Origin of the sequence: Gemmatimonas sp. (genome assembly GCF_031426495.1) — a bacterium.
In the GTDB taxonomy this organism is placed as follows: Bacteria; Gemmatimonadota; Gemmatimonadetes; order Gemmatimonadales; family Gemmatimonadaceae; genus Gemmatimonas.
In genome coordinates this window covers 23695-40342 of the sequence record NZ_JANPLK010000051.1, presented here as the reverse complement: position 1 = coordinate 40342, position 16648 = coordinate 23695, and the positions used below count along the sequence as shown (strand labels likewise).

Here is a 16648-nt window from a genome sequence, read left to right as displayed (position 1 = left end):
AACGCGCTGATGACTACTTCGATTTCCTCAGGGCGCGCTTTCGTGCCCCGTCACCTCCTTCGCGTCGCGGCACCGCTGTGCCTGCTGTCTGGTCTTTCAGGCTGCGCACTCGACGCCACCAATCCCGGACCGATCCGGGCAGAAGCATTGAACTCACCGTCGGCATTGAGTTCGCTGGTGAATGGCTCTGGTCGTGACTTGGCCGAAGCGCTCAACTGGGTCACGTACACCGGCGCTGCCGCCACCCGTGAGATTTTTCCGGCTGGTTCCACGGCGGCCTTCGGCATCTCCGTGCTTCACCAAAATGGCAAGCTGGTCGACAATGACGGTGACAACTATTGGAATTTTTCGCAACGCGCCCGCTGGACCTCCGAAGATGCCGTGACACGCATCAAGTCGGTGCTCGGGACCCCTTCCGCCAGCAGCGCCACGCTGGCTCAGGCTCTGGTCTGGGCGGGATACTCCAATCGGCACCTGGGCGAGAACTTCTGTGAAGGGGTGATCAACGGTGGCGCTCCCGGCCCGCACACGGTGTATTTCGAGCGTGCCGAGACGTACTTCACCGAAGCGATCACGGTGGCCACGGCCGCGAACAACGCCAACCTCGTTTCGGCGGCCACGGCTGGTCGGGCGTCGGTACGGTTGCTGCGCAACAACACGGCCGGTGCGGCGACGGACGCCGCGACGGTGGCGAGCACGTACGTGTATCGCATGCCGTACTACCAGAACGAACTCGATCAGTACAACCGCATCTTCTGGGCGAGCGCCAACCAGCCGTATCGCGCTCATACCGTGTGGAACACGTACATCGAGACGTATCGCCGGGCTACGCGTGATCCGCGAGTCCCGTACGACAGCAGCCTCACGGTGCTGGTTGGCGACGCGGCCGTCGGTAGCCTCGGTCGCGTGCGCTGGTACTTCCAGACCAAGTATCCCACGCTCACGTCGAACATCAATCTCTCGTCGGGCTGGGAGATGCGTCTGATTGAAGCCGAGCTGAAGCTGATTGCGGGCGATCTCAACGGTGCGCTCACGTCGATCAACGGTCGTCGCATCGCGCTGTCGCTGACGCCGGTAACGGCGACCAGCCTGACGGAAGGCTGGGCGGCGCTCAAGCGGGAACGCGGTATCGAATTGTGGCTGGAAGGACGCCGACTCGGCGATCTGCGTCGCTGGGCAGCGCTCGCCCGTCCGGGGGCCCTCGATCCCAAGGAAGAAATCCCGGGTCGTGACCTGTGCTTCGCCACGCCGCTGTCGGAGAAGCAGACCAACCTCAACTTCCCGCGGTAAGACACAGACATGCCGCGCGACGGCGTTGAGTGCGCGGCATGTACAAGCGTGGCGCCCGGGGATTCCGGGCGCCACGTTTGTCTTTCCCTATCCAGACACACGGAGATGTAGTCGATGCGACGGCCCGTACTCACCTTGTTGGCCATTATGCTTGCTGGCGCGCGCCTCGACGCGCAGCCCGCCGCTCCCCCTCGCACTCCGCCCGTGTTCATCGACGAGCTCACATGGATGGAGATCCGTGATCGCCTGCTCGCCGGGACGAAAACGATCATCATCGGCACCGCGGGTCAGGAGCAGAAAGGGCCGCACATGGTGACCGGTGAACACAAGTATGTGCTGCAGCATACCACCGAACGCATCGCTCGTACGCTGGGCGACGCCTTGGTGGCGCCGATCATCACCTACGTTCCCGAAGGAAGCTGGGAAACGCCACTTCGCGGGCACATGGCGAAGGCGGGCACGATCACGCTCCCCGAGGACCGTTTTATCGAACTTCTCGTGCATGCGGCCAAGAGTTTGCGCGCCGGCGGCTTCACCACCGTGATCCTGATCGGCGACTCCGGTGGCAACCAGAACGGCCTGAAGGCCGCCGCCGACCAGCTCAACGCGGCGTGGAAGGACACGGGCGGTCGCGCCCTCTTCATTGGCGATTACTACACGAAGTCCAGCGCGGATATTCGCACGTATCTCGGCAGCCTCGGCTTCCCCCTGGAGACCATCGGCAGTCACGCCGGGATGGTGGATACGTCGGAATTGCTCTTCGTGAATCCGTCGCTCGTGCGCCGTGACCGACTTGCTCCGAACGGCGGCTCCCCCGACAGCGGTGTGAGTGGCGATCCCACGAAGGCTACGGCCGCGCTCGGAAAGGCGCTTGTGCAGATCAAGATCGATAACGCGTTGGCGCAGATCCGTGCGTCGCGCCCCACATCAGGAGGATTCTGATGCGCGGACTGCTTCTGAGCGCGCTCGTCGCGCTGGGTACGACGCCTGCACTGCAGGCGCAGGATCGCCCGAATCTGCTGGCAGCGCCGTATCTCGAAGCGATGACGTGGACCGAAATCCGCGATGCTATTCAGGGCGGCAAGCGTGTGGCGATTATCCCCACCGGCGGCACCGAACAGAACGGACCGCACATGGTGATGGGCAAGCACAATTACATCGTCACCTTCGCCGCCGGACAGATCGCGCAGCGTCTCGGCAATGCGCTAGTGGCGCCCACGGTGCAATACGTACCCGAGGGCGACTACACGCGCCCGAACTTCGGCGACAAGCCCGGTGTCATCTCGCTGCCGTCGCCCAGTTACGATCGATTGCTCGACGCCGCCGTGCGATCACTGCGCGTGTCCGGATTCACCGACATTCTGTTGATCGGCGACAGCGGTGGTAATCAGGCGGGGCTCACCGCCGTCGCAAATACCCTCAATGCCGAGTGGGCGGGGACGGGCGTGCGCGTGTACGCACTGGTCGACTACTACCAGAAGGGGCGCGTGCAGATCCGTGACTACCTCAAGGCCACCTACGGCTGGGATGAGCAGATGGTCGGATCGCACGCCGGCACTAGCGATACGTCGCAGCTGCTCTACGTGTTCGGCGACGGGATCCGGCTCGACAAGCTCATGCCGAACGGTGGCGGACCGGATGCAGGTGTGACCGGCGATCCGACCAAAGCCTCAGCGGCGATCGGCAAGATCGCCGTCGATCAAAAAGTGAACGCGGCGCTCGCGCAGTATCGCGCCTTGAAGGGCGGCACGCCGTAGCGCAGTGACACGAGTGGTGCGACCAGCAAACGCCCCGCCGCATCCATGGATGCGGCGGGGCGTTTGTCGTGCGTGACTGGTTCGGGAGAACCAGACGATCGGTCAGAGACCGAAGCTCACACGCGCATACATGTATCGTCCGTTGAAGCCGAACGGCGAGAGACCGGAGAATCGGTATACCCCGAAAGTGCCCTGGCCACTGTAGCCCGCCGCGACGTCGCCGAGATCCTTGATGGCATCCGGGTATACGTCGAAGACATTGTCCGACCCGAGGGTCAGCGTGGCGCGCTTGAGCACTTTATACGACGCGCTGATGTCGGTGACGAACTTCGGGCTGAGCACCAGATCCGGCACCTGACGTGCGGTCCCGGTGGCGAGCGCCTGCACGCCGGTAACCTGCCCGAACCGCTGACTGCGTAGCGACAACGAGAGGTCACCCCGCTCGTAGGTCCCGTTCATCACCAGGTTATTGCGCGGCTGCCCTAGCTCGATGCGGCCACGTTCGGCACGGCCGAACAACGTTTCGTTCAGGTTGCCCAGCTGCGCCGGCGTGTTCACCACAACCTTCGTCACCTTCGTCCGATTCTGGTTGTAGCCCGCCGTGAGGCGCACGATGCCATTGGCCTTGAGGTCCAGGCCGTAGTTCACGACCACATCGAGCCCCTTGGTCTTGGTGTCGATCGCGTTGGTGAAGTAGCGTCCCCCGCCCACACCCGTGAGGCCATTCTGAGTGAAGAAGTTGACGACGCCCGGGCCGATGAAGTTCTCGGAGAGCACGACGCGGTCGCTGATGGCGATGTTGTAGTAGTCGGCCGTGACCGTGAGGCTCTTCGTGGGCTGCATCGTGATGCCGGCGCTCAGATTCACCGAGCTTTCCGGCTTAAGGTCGGTGGCCCCGAGTAGGCGTGCCTCCCTGCTGGCCACGGGGAGCGTCTTGATGTCCACCGGGAGGCCGTTCACGAAAGTGGTTGCGGTGGACGTGAAGTAGCTCTGTTGCAGCGACGGCGCGCGGAAACCGGTCGACGCCGCGCCGCGGATGGCCAACTTGTCCGTCAGCGCGAAGCGGGAGGTGAGCTTACCGGTCGCCTTCGAACCGAAGTCGCTGAAATTCTCGAAGCGTGCGGCTGCGCCGACCAGCCACTTCGTGGTCAGGTCGCTCTCGATGTCGAGGTACGCCGCACCGGCCGTGCGCGATCGGTCCAGCGCATCCTTCGGCGAGAAGCCGGGAAATACCTGTGAACCGACCAGCGCAATCGAGGTGTTGCCGGCGCCGTTGCGCACTGGATTCCCGCTCGCATCGAGCACCGGCACGCCGCCGTTCACGTACGAGGCCAGCTCACCCGCTTCGATAGAGTAGTTCTCCCACCGGAATTCCGCGCCGCTCGACACGCGAAGCGGGCGACCGTTCAGGTCGAACTTGCGTGTGAGGTCGAGGTTCGTGAGCGCCTGGCCGAAGCCGAGCGTCCCGGCGTCGAACTGCGTCGGACTGGCGAGCCCCAACGAGGCGTTATTCGAGTTCGAGATGATGAACTGGAACGCGTTGTTGCCGTACACCTGGCTGAGATCCCAGTCCCATCCCTTGGCCGTACCCTTCGCGCCGCCGCCGATCGAGATATCGTCGATGTTCGACTCGATGTTCGGCAGAAATCCGTTCGGGTAGAGCTTGGCGACCACCTGTGCGGTCTGAATTGGTCGGCGGAAGAAACCCGTGGAGCGGCCGTCACGCTTGCCGAACGAGCCAAACGTGTAGAGTTGCAAGTTGTCATTCACGGTGTGCGCGGCGTTGAACATGCCGACCAGATCCACCGTGGCCGCGTCACCTGACCAATGGGTGGCACGCTGCGCAGTCGCTTCACGGGGGTCGCCCGTGGGATACTGCTGGCGCGGATCGTTGAACGTACGGTTCGTCATGGCGCGGTTGCGCCATTCCACGCCGGCGTGAAAATAGCCGCCGTTGCCCCACGAGATCCCCTGATTGGCGCTCACCACCGTGTTGCTTCCGTCATTGCGCTTGCCCAGCCCCGGCACGTCGGTGTTGAATTGGCCGGTCTGGCTGAACACATCGCCCGTGCTCGCGCCCTTAAGGATGATGTTGATGACACCCGCGATGGCATCGGAGCCGTACTGCGCTGCCGCGCCGTCACGCAGGATTTCGATGCGGTCGATCATCGACGCCGGGATGGCATTGAGGTCCACCGCCGAGGTGCCACGACCAACGGTGCCGTTGTTGTTGATCAGCGCGCTCGTGTAGCGGCGCTTGCCGTTCACGAGCACCAGCGTCTGATCAGGCGCAAGGCCGCGCAGCGTGGCCGGGCGCACGTGGTCGGTACCGTCGGCCACGGCGGGGCGCGGGAAATTCAACGACGGTGCCGCCGCCTGCAGCATCTGCGCCGTCTCGACGCGTCCTGTCGACTTGAGCGCCGCCGTGTTGATCACGTCCACCGGCACAGGGCTTTTCACCAGCGTCCGCTCGCCGCCACGGGAGCCCGTCACGGCCACGGCCTCGAGCTGCGTGGTGGACTTCTCCAACACGAAGTTCTGCGTCACACGCCCGCCCGACGCCACCGTAATGCTGGCCGTCTTGCCCGCGTATCCCAGCATGCGCACACGCAGTTCGTACGTGCCCGGGCGGATCGTAAAGCGAAAGCTGCCGTCGGCGCGTGTGATAGCGCCGACCTGCGTACCCACCACGCCGATGGAGGCGCCTTGTAGCGCCTCACCGGATACACTCAAGGTGACCTTACCTTCCACCGTCCCGGTGGCCTGCGCACCTACTGGCTCGGCGCGGCCGAGGGCGGCCAGGCTGGCACTGCAAATGAGAACTGCGCGGTAGAGTTTACGTGTCATCGCGTACCATCCGGAAACGGGGGGAGTAGGCAATCGACCGGTTCAGGTTGACTGACTGCGATAACATCCGTCCGGTTGGGACTATGCGCAATATTCCGCCCATGAAGCGTGTTGGGCCATGGACAGTGAGAGCACCGCCACGGCCGACGTCTTCGTTAGCGTCCGCGCAGGATACCGTACGCGTTTGGGGCGCGGTCTACCGGACCAGCCCACCAGATTCTGGCCCCGCTCTGGTCGCGCAACGTTCGGGGAACGGCGGTCAAGGCCAGTCGGCGGTCATCGGAGAGGCGCAGCGCGAAGCCGCTGCCGTCACGTTCAAGGACACCGTCCAATGCGGCGAGACCATCCGCACTGCGAACGCTGAACCGTAGCGCCTCATACCGTGCGATCGGACGTGTCGCGCTGTCCGGCGCGGCCACGTGGCCGTGCACCGTCACCTCCAACCCAGCGGCGGCGCGCAATTCGGGCGTCGCTGTCCCGATGAGCTGCCATGCACGGCCGGCTGCCGTCGTCAGCTGCACGATCGACAATGGGTCGCTGCCGGTCACCGCGACGATGCCCCGCAACGTGTCGGCAACTGTTGCGGCGTCACGTGCCGGTATCGCACCGGACCGGCGGCATCCGTCGAGTGGAGCCAGACTTGCGACGGCCACGACGGCCGAGCTGACGAGGCGCCAACAGGACGGCACCTTAGGAGAGCGCATCACTGCAGGCGGAGGATGGACAGACGCAGATTCGTCGACGGCACGCCACCGGTGATACTGCGCAGCTGCAGCAGCTGCGCAGCGGACGACGTCCCCGATAGCTCGAAGTATGCATGCGCACCGCCACGCAGCCCGGTGCGCGAGGCCTCGAAGCTCCCGAAGGGGACCGACACCGGCGTGATCGGGAATGCACTGCTCCAACGCGTACGCCACGCGGGATCGGCGTTCAGTCCAGCGTAGATGTCACGCAGGTTCCAGGTTGGGAAGATCACGTCGGCGTTCGCGGTACCGAGGCCGGGATAGTCGTCGGCGAACAGTGCCAGTCCCCAGCCACCGATGAGTCGATCCATCGGCACGCCGGACACCGCGGCGAGATTCGTAGTGCCGTTTGTGAGGCTGTTGGTGAGCGCACCGAGAAAGGCGGCGTCGCTCGCGCCATAACGGTCAATCGCGTAGCGCAAGAGCGACCACACCGTTTGATAGAACACTGACCCCGATTGGCCGGTTGCATCGCCGTACGGCGACCAATCCCACGGATCGAGCAATTTGGGCCTGATCTCGTTGAACTGGCGGCGCATGCCGTAACTCGGCCGCCGCAAGGCATCGGCGGCGTTGCAAGTCGCATTGGCCGGGTTGAAATCGCAGAACAATCCGTTGGTGCCAGCGTTGCCGTAGCCGCTGTTCCCCTTCCACGGCACGCGCTGCAGCGATGAGCGCACCCAGATCTCCTCGGCATGACGTGCCGTACCCTCCTCCAGCCACGAGGTCTCGAACGCCGGGGCACCGTTCGCCACGCGCGCGGAGAGCGACGCGATATGCTTCACCTCATGCACCACCGTGCGTGCCATGAAGTAGAACCAGCCATCGGGGAACGCGGTGCTGTTCACATTCGACCCGGCGCTCGTGGGCACGGTGCCGTAGAACAGTTCTCCGAAATTGCTGCCCGCGCGATTCGTCGTGTTGCGCGGCGATTGATCGCATGACGTCACGTAGGCCGCGGCTCCGCTGCCGTTCAGCCGCTGCGTAAACACCATCTGTATGCGGCCGTCGTTGTCGAGTAGTGCATCGCGGCGCAGCGGGTCACCGAACGTGCTGCGAATGGCCTCGTATTGGTCGCCGTCGAAGATCTGCCCGAGTCGCGCGTAATAGTCGGCGAGCGCCGTGTCGGCCGACGACTGCAGCGTATTCGCCGAATCCTCCCAGAGGATCGCCCGCGTGCCGATGTGGATCGCGCGGCCGCGGAACGTCCTGGTGGAGTCGGCGCAGCCGCCGAAATTGTAGTAGAACTCGCGCATATCGCCCGCGGCGGGAGGGGCCACGATGCGCGCGGACACGGCAGCGGACGCGATCGAGCGGGCCGTGCGCTCGCGAAACGCGCCACTGGCCTGGAGCGAGGCATACAGTGCCCGTTCCCGCTCGAGATGCGCGAAGTGGGCGTCGGCGGGCTCTCGCGACGCCACACCCGTCGAGGCATCGCGGGCGCTCGACGCGGTGAGTCGCACCACGGTGGCGGCTGGCGACGGCGTATTGCCGGCGAGGAGAAAGTCGGTTTGCGTGTTCGCCGAGGTGGCGGCGCTCGACACGACCACGAGATAGCGGGCGCCAGGGGCGAGCGATGGGAGTTCGTTGCAGGCGCTGGCGTCGGCCGCGGTGAGAATCAGCGAAGCCCCGCGGTCGAGCGGCCGCGAGGTGACTGACACCGCGGCAACCAACGGGACACCGACGCCCAATGACGTGGTCGCCTGAACCGACACGGGCCCACCGTTCACGCACGGCACCACGAACGTGAGTTGTGTCGCCGATGCACTCACGACCGTCGCCGGTGTGCCGCGCACGGTGATGGTATTCCCGCCCGTCGACTCTGCGAAGCCGATGCCGGTGAGCGTGGCGGTCTGGCCGGGCGTCAGCGTAACGGGCGAAATTCCCGAGAGGACGGGGGCCTGTGACACCGTGACGGTAATCGTTGCACTGCCACTGCGTCCCTCGCTGGTTGCCACAATTGAGACGGTGCCGACGCCCAGCGCTGTCAGCACGCCGGATCCCGACACCGATGCCTTCGTCGCATCGCCCGACGTCCAGGTGATGGCCCGACCGACAAGCACTCCGCCCACGCTGTCGCGCATTGTCGCCGACAGTTGCAGCGTCCGCCCGATCGGAACGAGCGTGGCCGGCGTGGTGATTGCCACGCTCGCCACCGGCACAGGAAGCACCGAAACCGCAGCAGAGCCACTCCACCCTTCACTCGCGGCTGAAATGACGACAGGGCCTGTCGTGAGGGTCGTGACGAGGCCGCTGGCGGACACCGTTGCCCGCGACGCGTCGTTTGATGACCACGTGATGTCGCGACCAGACAGGACACTACCGATGCTGTCGCGCGCGGTGGCCGAGAGTTGCAGCGTCTGGCCCATCAGCAGCACCGCTGCGGAAGGCGTGACGTTGACGCTCGCCACCGGAACGGGAAGGATCGTGAGGGTCGCCGATCCGCTCCGACCTTCGCTCGTCGCGCTGATCGTGGTGGAACCGGTCGCGACGCCCAGAAGCAATCCAGCGTCCGAAATCGTGCCGACGGCGGCGTTGGAGGAACTCCACCGTACCACGCGGCCGGTCAGCGTCGCACCACTCGCTGCGATCGTCGATGCCGAGAGTTGCTGCGACTGTCCAACGAGCACCGTACTACTACCGGCGGCGATGACCACCGACGCGACGGGAGCCGGCGCGGTTGGCCCCTTTTCACCCCCGCCGCACGCCGCGGCGAGCAAGACGAGGCTAGTCGCGACGAGGCGCTTCGCAACCAGCGACCGGATCAGCAGGACACGCACTTGTGGCTATTCTTTGCGCCCAGCTTCTCGAGCAACGCCACCGTGTCCAGAAACGGCGAGATGCGCTGCACGGGTCCGTTCGCCATATCCACCGTGGTCTGTCCGGTGCGCGCGACCGCCATGACGTCGGCCCCCTTCGAGATGAGATACTCGATCATCGCGTTGTCGCCACGCGCGGCGGCGTGATGCAATGGCGTATAGCCGTTGAAGTCGCGCATGTTGACATCGAACTTGAGCTCTTCGACGAGAAAGCGCATGGCGGGCAGCCAGCCATCGGGCGTATGCCGGTGGTCGTTGGCCGCAAAGCCTTGTCCATAACCCACGCCTGCGGCGGCATGAACGGCGAACACGCCGAGGCCTCCTTCGGGGATCGGCGCCAGACCGGACGGATCTTCGCGTGTCACGGCCACGGCGCCCCGGCGCGCCCGCGGCTTGGGCTTCACCGTGGCAACCATCGGATCGGCACCGGCGGCGAGTAACAGTTTCATCGCCGGGATGTCGGTCGCGTACGCCGCGCGGAAGAAGGGCGTGGCACCAGTGAAATCGACGCCGAGATTGTCGCGATTGTAGGTGGTATACCAGAGCGAACGCGTAAGGCGCGCGTTGGGATTCGCCTTCGCCTTCAGCAGCGCATCGACCACCTCCAGATACGTAGCCTGCTGCTGCAACTGAAACGCCGGCTGCGGCGTGCGCGTGGTGGGCGCCCATTCCTTGTTCAGCACGGCGAAGAGCGGTGCGGCCCCGGCGTCGCTGGCCAGGTTCGGATTCGCCCCGCGCTTGACTAGCCGCATCACGAGGTCGTAGTGGCCATTGATCGAGGCCATCAGCATCGGACTCGTGTGGTCGCCGGCGCTCACCTGATCGATGTTCGCCCCACCATCGAGCAGCGCATCGACCGCGGCAACCTGTCCTTCGCGCACCGCCAGCAGCAGCGCGGTATGGCCGCCCTGCACGCCAAGCTGTTCGTTGTACGCCGGATTGTCGTCGTCCAGGCCTCGGCCACCCTGCGCGGCGAGGCGAGTTTCTTCGGCGGCGGCTGCGGCGGCCGCTCCTTCAAGGGCCGCCTTCGAGGCCGCCTGCACCTCCACTTCGCGCGACGCCTTCACCGCCGCCTGCACCTGCTGCGGATTCGGCATCCAGTTGGGATTCTTGGTCTGCCCTTGCTCCTCACGCAGCTGCGCCAGCACGGCGTCGCGCTTCGACTTGGCCTGTCGGTCCTGCGCCGCGGCGGCCATGATGTCCACCGTCTTTGCCGTGATGGCCGGGTCTGCCCCGGCCTTCAGCAGCGCACGGACCGCGTCGGCTCGACCTCGAGCGGCGGCGGTCATCAGCGGCGTTTGACCCCACGAAGGTTCCTTGGCGTTCACGTCGGCGCCTGCCGCGATCAACGCGGTGATCGTGCCGGGCACACCAGCGACGGCTGCGAGATGCAACGGCGTCGCCCCGTCGGTCGTTGCGGCGCGGGCATCGGCCTTCGCCGCCAGCAGGGCGCGTACCACGCCAGTCGCGCCGTTCTGACTGGCCACGTGGAGTGGCATATACCCGCCCACTCGCGTGGTGGCCGTGATTCGGGCTTTGGCGCGCAGCAGCTCCACGGTGAGTGACGAGTCACCACGATTCGCCGCCCAGTGCAACGCCGTCATACCGTCGCCTTGCGCCACGTTCACATCGGCGCCGCCCGCCACCAACGTGCGCACGGCGGTCGCATCACCCCGCATCGCGGCATCGGCCACCGGCGCTGATGGAGCGCGCACGATCGATGCGGTGCCGGGCAGGCCCAACGCGATCACACCGAACACGCTCAGCATCGCTCTATTCATACGTCGTTCGCTCCGCTTGGTCAGAAACAGGTCACAGACAGATCAGAACGTGAACTCACCGGTGCTGTCGCCGAACGTGTTGATGTTGTCCATACCCAACTTGTGCATCAGACTGAGCATCACGTTGGCCATCGGCGTGCCGTCGGGCGCCTTGAGGTGCTGATTGCCGGAGGTGAGTCCGTGTCCGCCGCCCATGATGATCAGCGGGCAACGACGGTGGTTGTGCGTGTTGCTGTCCGACATCGGCGAGCCGTACACGATCGTCGTCTTGTCGAGCAAGGGCGTATCGCCATCCATCGTGGTCTTGAGCTTCTCGAGCAGATACGGCAACAGGCTCACGTGATAGCGATTGATCTCGGCGAACTCGCGCACACGAGCGGGGTTGTTGCCGTGGTGTGACGATGGATGGAAACCGGTTGCCACGCCGCTATCAGGATACACGCGGGCCGACGCATCACGCCCCATCTTGAACGAGAACACGCGCGTCATGTCACTCTGCAGCGCGAGCACCTGCAGGTCGAACATGATCTTCACGTGATCGGTGAACGAGTCGGGTACGCCCGCCGGTGCACCGGCCAACTCGCGTTCCTCACCCGATGCGTTGCGTGCTTCGACCTGCTGAATGCGACGCTCGATTTCACGGATGTTCTCGAGATACTGCTCCATGCGACGACGGTCGCCGGCGCCCAGCTGCCGGTTCAACTGCGATACGCGACCGGTGATCCAGTCCAGCACACTCCCCGTACTGCGCGTGCGGTCCGCCCGTTCAGCCGGCGTGCCACCCGTGCCGAACAGTTGTTCGAACGCCACGCGCGGATCACGGATCATCGGCAGCGGCTCGGTGGGCGAGCTCCAGCTGATCGAGTCGGTGTACATGCACGAGTATCCGTACGCACAGCCACCGGCCCGATCGAGCGGTTCGATGCACAGCTGCATCGATGGAATCGGCGTGGCCTGACCGAAGCGCTGCGCGTACATCTGGTCGAGCGAGGTGCCCGCGAAGATGTCGGAACCTTCCGTCTGCGTGGGATGCGCCTGCGTGAGGAACACGGCGCTCGAGCGGAAGTGGTCACCGCCGATTTCTTCCGACTTGTACGCCTCTGCCATGCGTACATCGGTGTTGCTCACGATGGTCAGATACTTTCGCCACGATTCCAGCGGCGAGAGCGACGTAGCGCTCAGATCGAACGCGCGCCCGGTGGTCGGCGGAGCCCACAGATGCTCCGTCAGTCCGAATGGACTGCAGCCGGCCGCGCCGTGCACCATCTCGAGGCAGAGCAAGCGCGACGGATTGAGTGGCGCACTTGACGCGAACGCGGTCGTGGGAATCATCGCGTCCAGATACGGAAGCGCGACCATCGTGCCGAGTCCCTTGAGGAACGTGCGGCGCGGCAGTGGTTGGCGACTGATGAACGCCATGAGGCGGCTCCTTACCGGGACGACGAAGACGACGCGCCGGATGACGCGTCGGTGGCTTTCGGAATAGCACCTTCTGCCCGCTGCATGCGGAACGCTGGGCTGCGGACAACTCCGAGGATATAGGCCGACATGCGATGCTCCTGCTTCGACGCATCGCGCACGATCGCCCGCACCGACGGCATGTCGTAGGCCTCGATGCGACGGCCGATGGCGTAGGCCATCAGGTTGCGCGTGAAGGTGCGCAGCAGGGCGTCTTCCCGACGCAGGAGCGCCTGCTGCAGCTCGGCCACCGTGGTGGCCGTGGTGCCGTCCCACAAGTCGCCGCGCGAGTCGATCGGCATGCCGTTGTCGCGCACACGCAATCGGCCCGTCACGTCGTACTGCTCCATCGCCAGGCCGATCGGATCCATCATCTTGTGGCAGCTGGCGCAGGCCGGGCTCTTGCGATGTTGCTCCATCCGTTCGCGCACCGTGAGCAGGCGACCCGATGCGCTGCCGGGTGTCGCTTCAAGGTCCGGCACGCCCGGTGGCGGCGGCGGGGGCGGGGAATTGAGCAGCACTTCCATCACCCATTTGCCGCGCTCCACGGCCGACGTGCGGCCGGCATGCGAGGTCAGCGTCAGCACGCTGGCGTGCGACAGAATGCCGCGCCGTCCTGCGTCAGGATACTTCACCCGGCGGAACGACGGTCCGACGATGTTGGGTATGTCGTAGTGCTCGGCCAGCCGTTCGTTCACGAACGTGTAGTCGGCGCGATACAGATCGAGCAGCGGACGATCGCGGCGTACGAGATCGTCGAAGAACAGCTCCGTCTCCTGTCGCATGGCAATGCGAAGCTGCTCATCGAAATCCGGATACTGCCGAATGTCGGGCTGTACGATGTCGAGGTCGGGCAGGCGCAGCCACTGCGCCGCAAAGCGCGTGGACAGCGCCTTGGCCCGAGAGTCGCCGAGCATCCGACGGACTTCGCGCTCGAGCCCTGCCGTCTGCGACAGCGTGCCACGGCTGGCGGCGGTGAGCAGCGCTTGATCCGGCGGGGCCGACCACAAGAAGAACGACAGCCGCGACGCCAAGTCGATGTCGCGCAGTTTGTAGTTCGCACCGGCGGCCACGTCGCGCGGTGCCTGTTCGAAGCGGAAGACAAAATCGGGACTGGCCAGCATGCCTTCGAGAGCGGTGCGCACGCCGGTCTCGAAGGTGCCGCCCTTGCGGCCGGCATCGTACAGCGACATCAGTCCGCCGCGATCTTCATCGGTGAGCGGACGGCGATACGCCATCGTGCCCAGGCGATTCACGATCGATTGGGCGCAGGGCCGTTCGGCGGACACGGTGGCGGGGCGACAGCTGAAAATGTGGCGACGCACCGGCGTGTCCGACACGCCGGTCACCGCGTACGGGCCGTTCACCGTGAGTTCGCGCAGGTGCGGCAATAGCGAGAACCCATAGGCCACCGCATTCGACGTGCTGTTCAACGAATACTTGAGTGGGCTGATGAGATCCTGCACGACGCCCTGAAACGCCGGTGGCACGAAGGCGGCAGCGATCTTGTGCGGGCCGGCGGTGACGCGCACGCGCTCACTGCCCATCGCGACGCCATTCGGATCCGACGCGTGCATGAAGCGATCGATCGACAGCAGCGCGACGCGCTCACCGTCCACCGAAATCTCGATCTGTTCGCCACGGGCGAGGCCGCCGGCAAAGGCGCCCGTGGTCTCATGGAAGAAGTTCACGTCGAAGCGGTACTCGCCGTCGGCGGGGAACGTGTGCACCACGGCCATGCCGCCACGTGAGCCGAACGGCGTGCCTTCCACGTGGTCCACCTGCGACGCCATTTTCGGCATCGTATACGTATTCGACGCGGCACTCGCCGCCGCGTTCCCGATCGCCAGTCGGCTCAGATCACTCGCCGCGCGCAGATACGCGCTGAGCAGCGTAGGCGACAGCGCCTGCACATCGGCGATGTTGTCGAAGTTGTCGCTCTTGGTGTCCGGCGGGAGATATGCGGTGGCATCGACGTCGAGCTTCAGCAAATCCTCGATCGCCGCGCGATACTCGGCGCGATTGAGCCGCTGAAAGGTGCGCCGTCCTGGATTCGGATGCGCGAGGGCACTCGCGTCGAGTTGCCGCTCGAGGGAGATGACGAGCGCGTCGAGCGTGTCCGCACTCGGCCGCGCCGATCCCACTGGCGGCATCATACCGGAGCGCAGCTTCGCGACCACTTTCTCGGCGACATCGGCCTTCGCGTCGGGCGCCCCCACGTCGAAGTCGGCCAGCGAGAGATTGCCGCGCCGCATGGTGGGATTGTGGCACTTCTGGCAGTACTGCTTGACGACCGCATTGAGCTCCGCCGGCGCCATCCAGGATACCGGTGGCGACTTGGGGGCACCCGCGCGGCGTGCGACGGAGCGCCCCGAAACAGGGCGCGGCAACACCGGATGGCCCACCACGGCACGAGGCGCCGTGGGAGGGTCGGTGGGCCGAGAATCGCTATGGCCGGGAAGGGCGACGGCGAATGAGAGCGTGACCGCCAGTGCGGAGATCGCCTTCATGCCTGACCTCGTGCGGGGGGGAACTACAGGTGGGAACTGCCAACAGTGAACATTCAGTGCCGAAACCCTGGATGGCAAGCATAAAACGCATTGTGTCGCGCGGCCGTTGACGCCCGGTCCCGGGCGGCCGAGCTTCCGTCGGCGGTGTGGTGTGTGCCGCCTTCATTTGGCTCCCGGAGTCTCCTGTGCTGCGTGGTCTCGTTTCCGTGCTGGCGATCGGCTGTGCCACAATGGGTGTTCCTCACAGGCTCCAGGCACAGTCGGCCCCGCCTCCGCCTCCGCCGGCGATGGCGAGCGCGACGACCCAGGGAAAAGCGGTTGTGCCGCCGCACCCCGACAGCGTCTCGGCGATGCTGCCGTGCGCCCGGGCACACGTCGCCCTGATTTCCTTGCGGGAGCGGGCCGACGCCGAGTACGCGGAGCCCAAGAACAAGAAGCCCGAGGTGTTGGCCGCGTTGCGGAGCAAGTATCGTGCGGAGCGTGAACGTCTGCTTACGGCGCAGGGGCTGGCTGAGGCGACCTACAGTGAGCTGATCCGTCGCATCAGCAGCGATGACGCGGCGCGAGTCGCGTTCGAGGCCGCGCTCGCCAAGGTGACGGCGAAGTAAGACTCAGCGGCGCGTGCGGCGACTCGCGACCCACGCCAGGCCGCCGATCACGATGCCCGCCGGCACGAGCCAGCGCGTCGTGTCGGCAATGGGCGCGACCTCGGGGTAGCGTGCGCCAATACCGCGCAGCGCCCACGCCACCACCAGGGGAAAGAGCCAGTTGCCGCGCCCCCACGCCATGATCGCACCGAGCAGCGTGGCCACGAACATCATGGCCACCGCCCACGTCGATTCCGCGAGGCCGAAGCCGCTCCACTGCACGGCCTGCGCGAACTGAAAGCTGTTCGCGATCAGCGCCACCGAGATCCACGCGAGGTAGATGTCCTGCGGCCAGACCACGAAGGCGTGGTCAGCTCGCGACAGCGGTGCGCCCGAGCGTACCCGTTCGCCGATCACGACCAGCGTGATGAGAAAGATCACCATGACCATCAGCGCGAGTGCGAACTGCCCGAACGAGAAGAGTGAAATCCACGCTACGTTCAGCGCGCCGGTTACCGCCCACCACATGCCAAGTCGATGCACGGCGCGCTCGGCACCGGCGGTGGGGAGTGCCTGGTACACGGCCGAGGAAATGAGCCCGAAATAGATCACGCTCCAGATGCCGAACACGTAGTCGGCCGGTAAAAAGAGCGAGCGGTACCGGTTGGCGATCACGCCGATGGAGTCTCCGCTCATCGCACCGCTGGCCGCGAGCCCGTTGAGGGCGATGACCATCACGAGGGCGACTACGTTGCCCGCCTTTCGGCGTGACAGCGACATGGTCATCGGCATCGATGCGGGGAGTCGGGAGAAAGAATCAGCGCGGCGTGTGCACGCAGGATAACATTCCCCGGGC

General features: G+C 65.4%; 11 protein-coding genes. 4 read left to right on the top strand and 7 right to left on the bottom strand.

The window, feature by feature from the left end; all coding sequences use genetic code 11:
- Positions 1-9 precede the first annotated feature (9 nt).
- From RMP10_RS13685 to RMP10_RS13675, 3 genes are all read left to right on the top strand, one after another.
- Entirely contained in the window at positions 10-1290 is a 1281-nt protein-coding gene (locus RMP10_RS13685; RefSeq protein ID WP_310570785.1) for a RagB/SusD family nutrient uptake outer membrane protein, read from the top strand.
- A gap of 114 nt (positions 1291-1404) precedes the next feature.
- Positions 1405-2232, top strand: a complete 828-nt coding sequence (locus RMP10_RS13680) for a creatininase family protein (RefSeq protein WP_310570784.1) — start codon at positions 1405-1407, stop codon at positions 2230-2232.
- Positions 2232-3047 carry a creatininase family protein gene (locus RMP10_RS13675; RefSeq protein WP_310570783.1) on the top strand — a complete coding sequence of 272 codons (816 nt, stop codon included), beginning with the start codon at positions 2232-2234 and terminating at the stop codon, positions 3045-3047. Before RMP10_RS13680 ends, RMP10_RS13675 begins: the two co-directional genes overlap by 1 nt.
- Positions 3048-3149: 102 nt before the next feature.
- Here RMP10_RS13675 and RMP10_RS13670 read toward each other — a convergent pair whose 3' ends face one another.
- The 6 genes from RMP10_RS13670 to RMP10_RS13645 all read right to left on the bottom strand — a co-directional run bounded on the left by RMP10_RS13670 (position 3150) and on the right by RMP10_RS13645 (position 15205).
- Positions 3150-5894 carry a TonB-dependent receptor gene (locus RMP10_RS13670; protein ID WP_310570782.1) on the bottom strand — a complete coding sequence of 915 codons (2745 nt, stop codon included), beginning with the start codon at positions 5892-5894 and terminating at the stop codon, positions 3150-3152.
- A gap of 155 nt (positions 5895-6049) precedes the next feature.
- Positions 6050-6547 (bottom strand): hypothetical protein, encoded by a 498-nt coding sequence (locus tag RMP10_RS13665; RefSeq protein WP_310570781.1) that lies wholly within the window; start codon positions 6545-6547, stop codon positions 6050-6052.
- Positions 6548-6597: 50 nt separating this feature from the next.
- Complete coding sequence (locus tag RMP10_RS13660) at positions 6598-9417, bottom strand: Ig-like domain-containing protein (RefSeq protein ID WP_310570780.1); 2820 nt, start codon at positions 9415-9417, stop codon at positions 6598-6600.
- Complete coding sequence (locus RMP10_RS13655) at positions 9402-11237, bottom strand: ankyrin repeat domain-containing protein (protein WP_310570779.1); 1836 nt, start codon at positions 11235-11237, stop codon at positions 9402-9404. The genes RMP10_RS13660 and RMP10_RS13655 overlap by 16 nt, the downstream gene beginning before the upstream one ends.
- 42 nt (positions 11238-11279) lie before the next feature.
- Positions 11280-12656 carry a DUF1552 domain-containing protein gene (locus RMP10_RS13650; RefSeq protein ID WP_310570778.1) on the bottom strand — a complete coding sequence of 459 codons (1377 nt, stop codon included), beginning with the start codon at positions 12654-12656 and terminating at the stop codon, positions 11280-11282.
- 11 nt (positions 12657-12667) lie between these two features.
- Positions 12668-15205, bottom strand: a complete 2538-nt coding sequence (locus tag RMP10_RS13645) for a DUF1592 domain-containing protein (protein WP_310570777.1) — start codon at positions 15203-15205, stop codon at positions 12668-12670.
- A 287-nt stretch (positions 15206-15492) separates the two neighbouring features.
- Between RMP10_RS13645 and RMP10_RS13640 the strand changes: the two genes are divergently transcribed.
- The gene (locus RMP10_RS13640) at positions 15493-15813 is read left to right on the top strand and encodes a hypothetical protein (RefSeq protein ID WP_309671282.1); all 321 of its coding nucleotides are present in this window, start codon (positions 15493-15495) and stop codon (positions 15811-15813) included.
- 3 nt (positions 15814-15816) lie between these two features.
- Here RMP10_RS13640 and RMP10_RS13635 read toward each other — a convergent pair whose 3' ends face one another.
- On the bottom strand, positions 15817-16578 hold the full coding sequence (locus RMP10_RS13635; protein WP_309671281.1) for a TspO/MBR family protein: 762 nt from the start codon (positions 16576-16578) through the stop codon (positions 15817-15819).
- Positions 16579-16648: the final 70 nt, after the last annotated feature.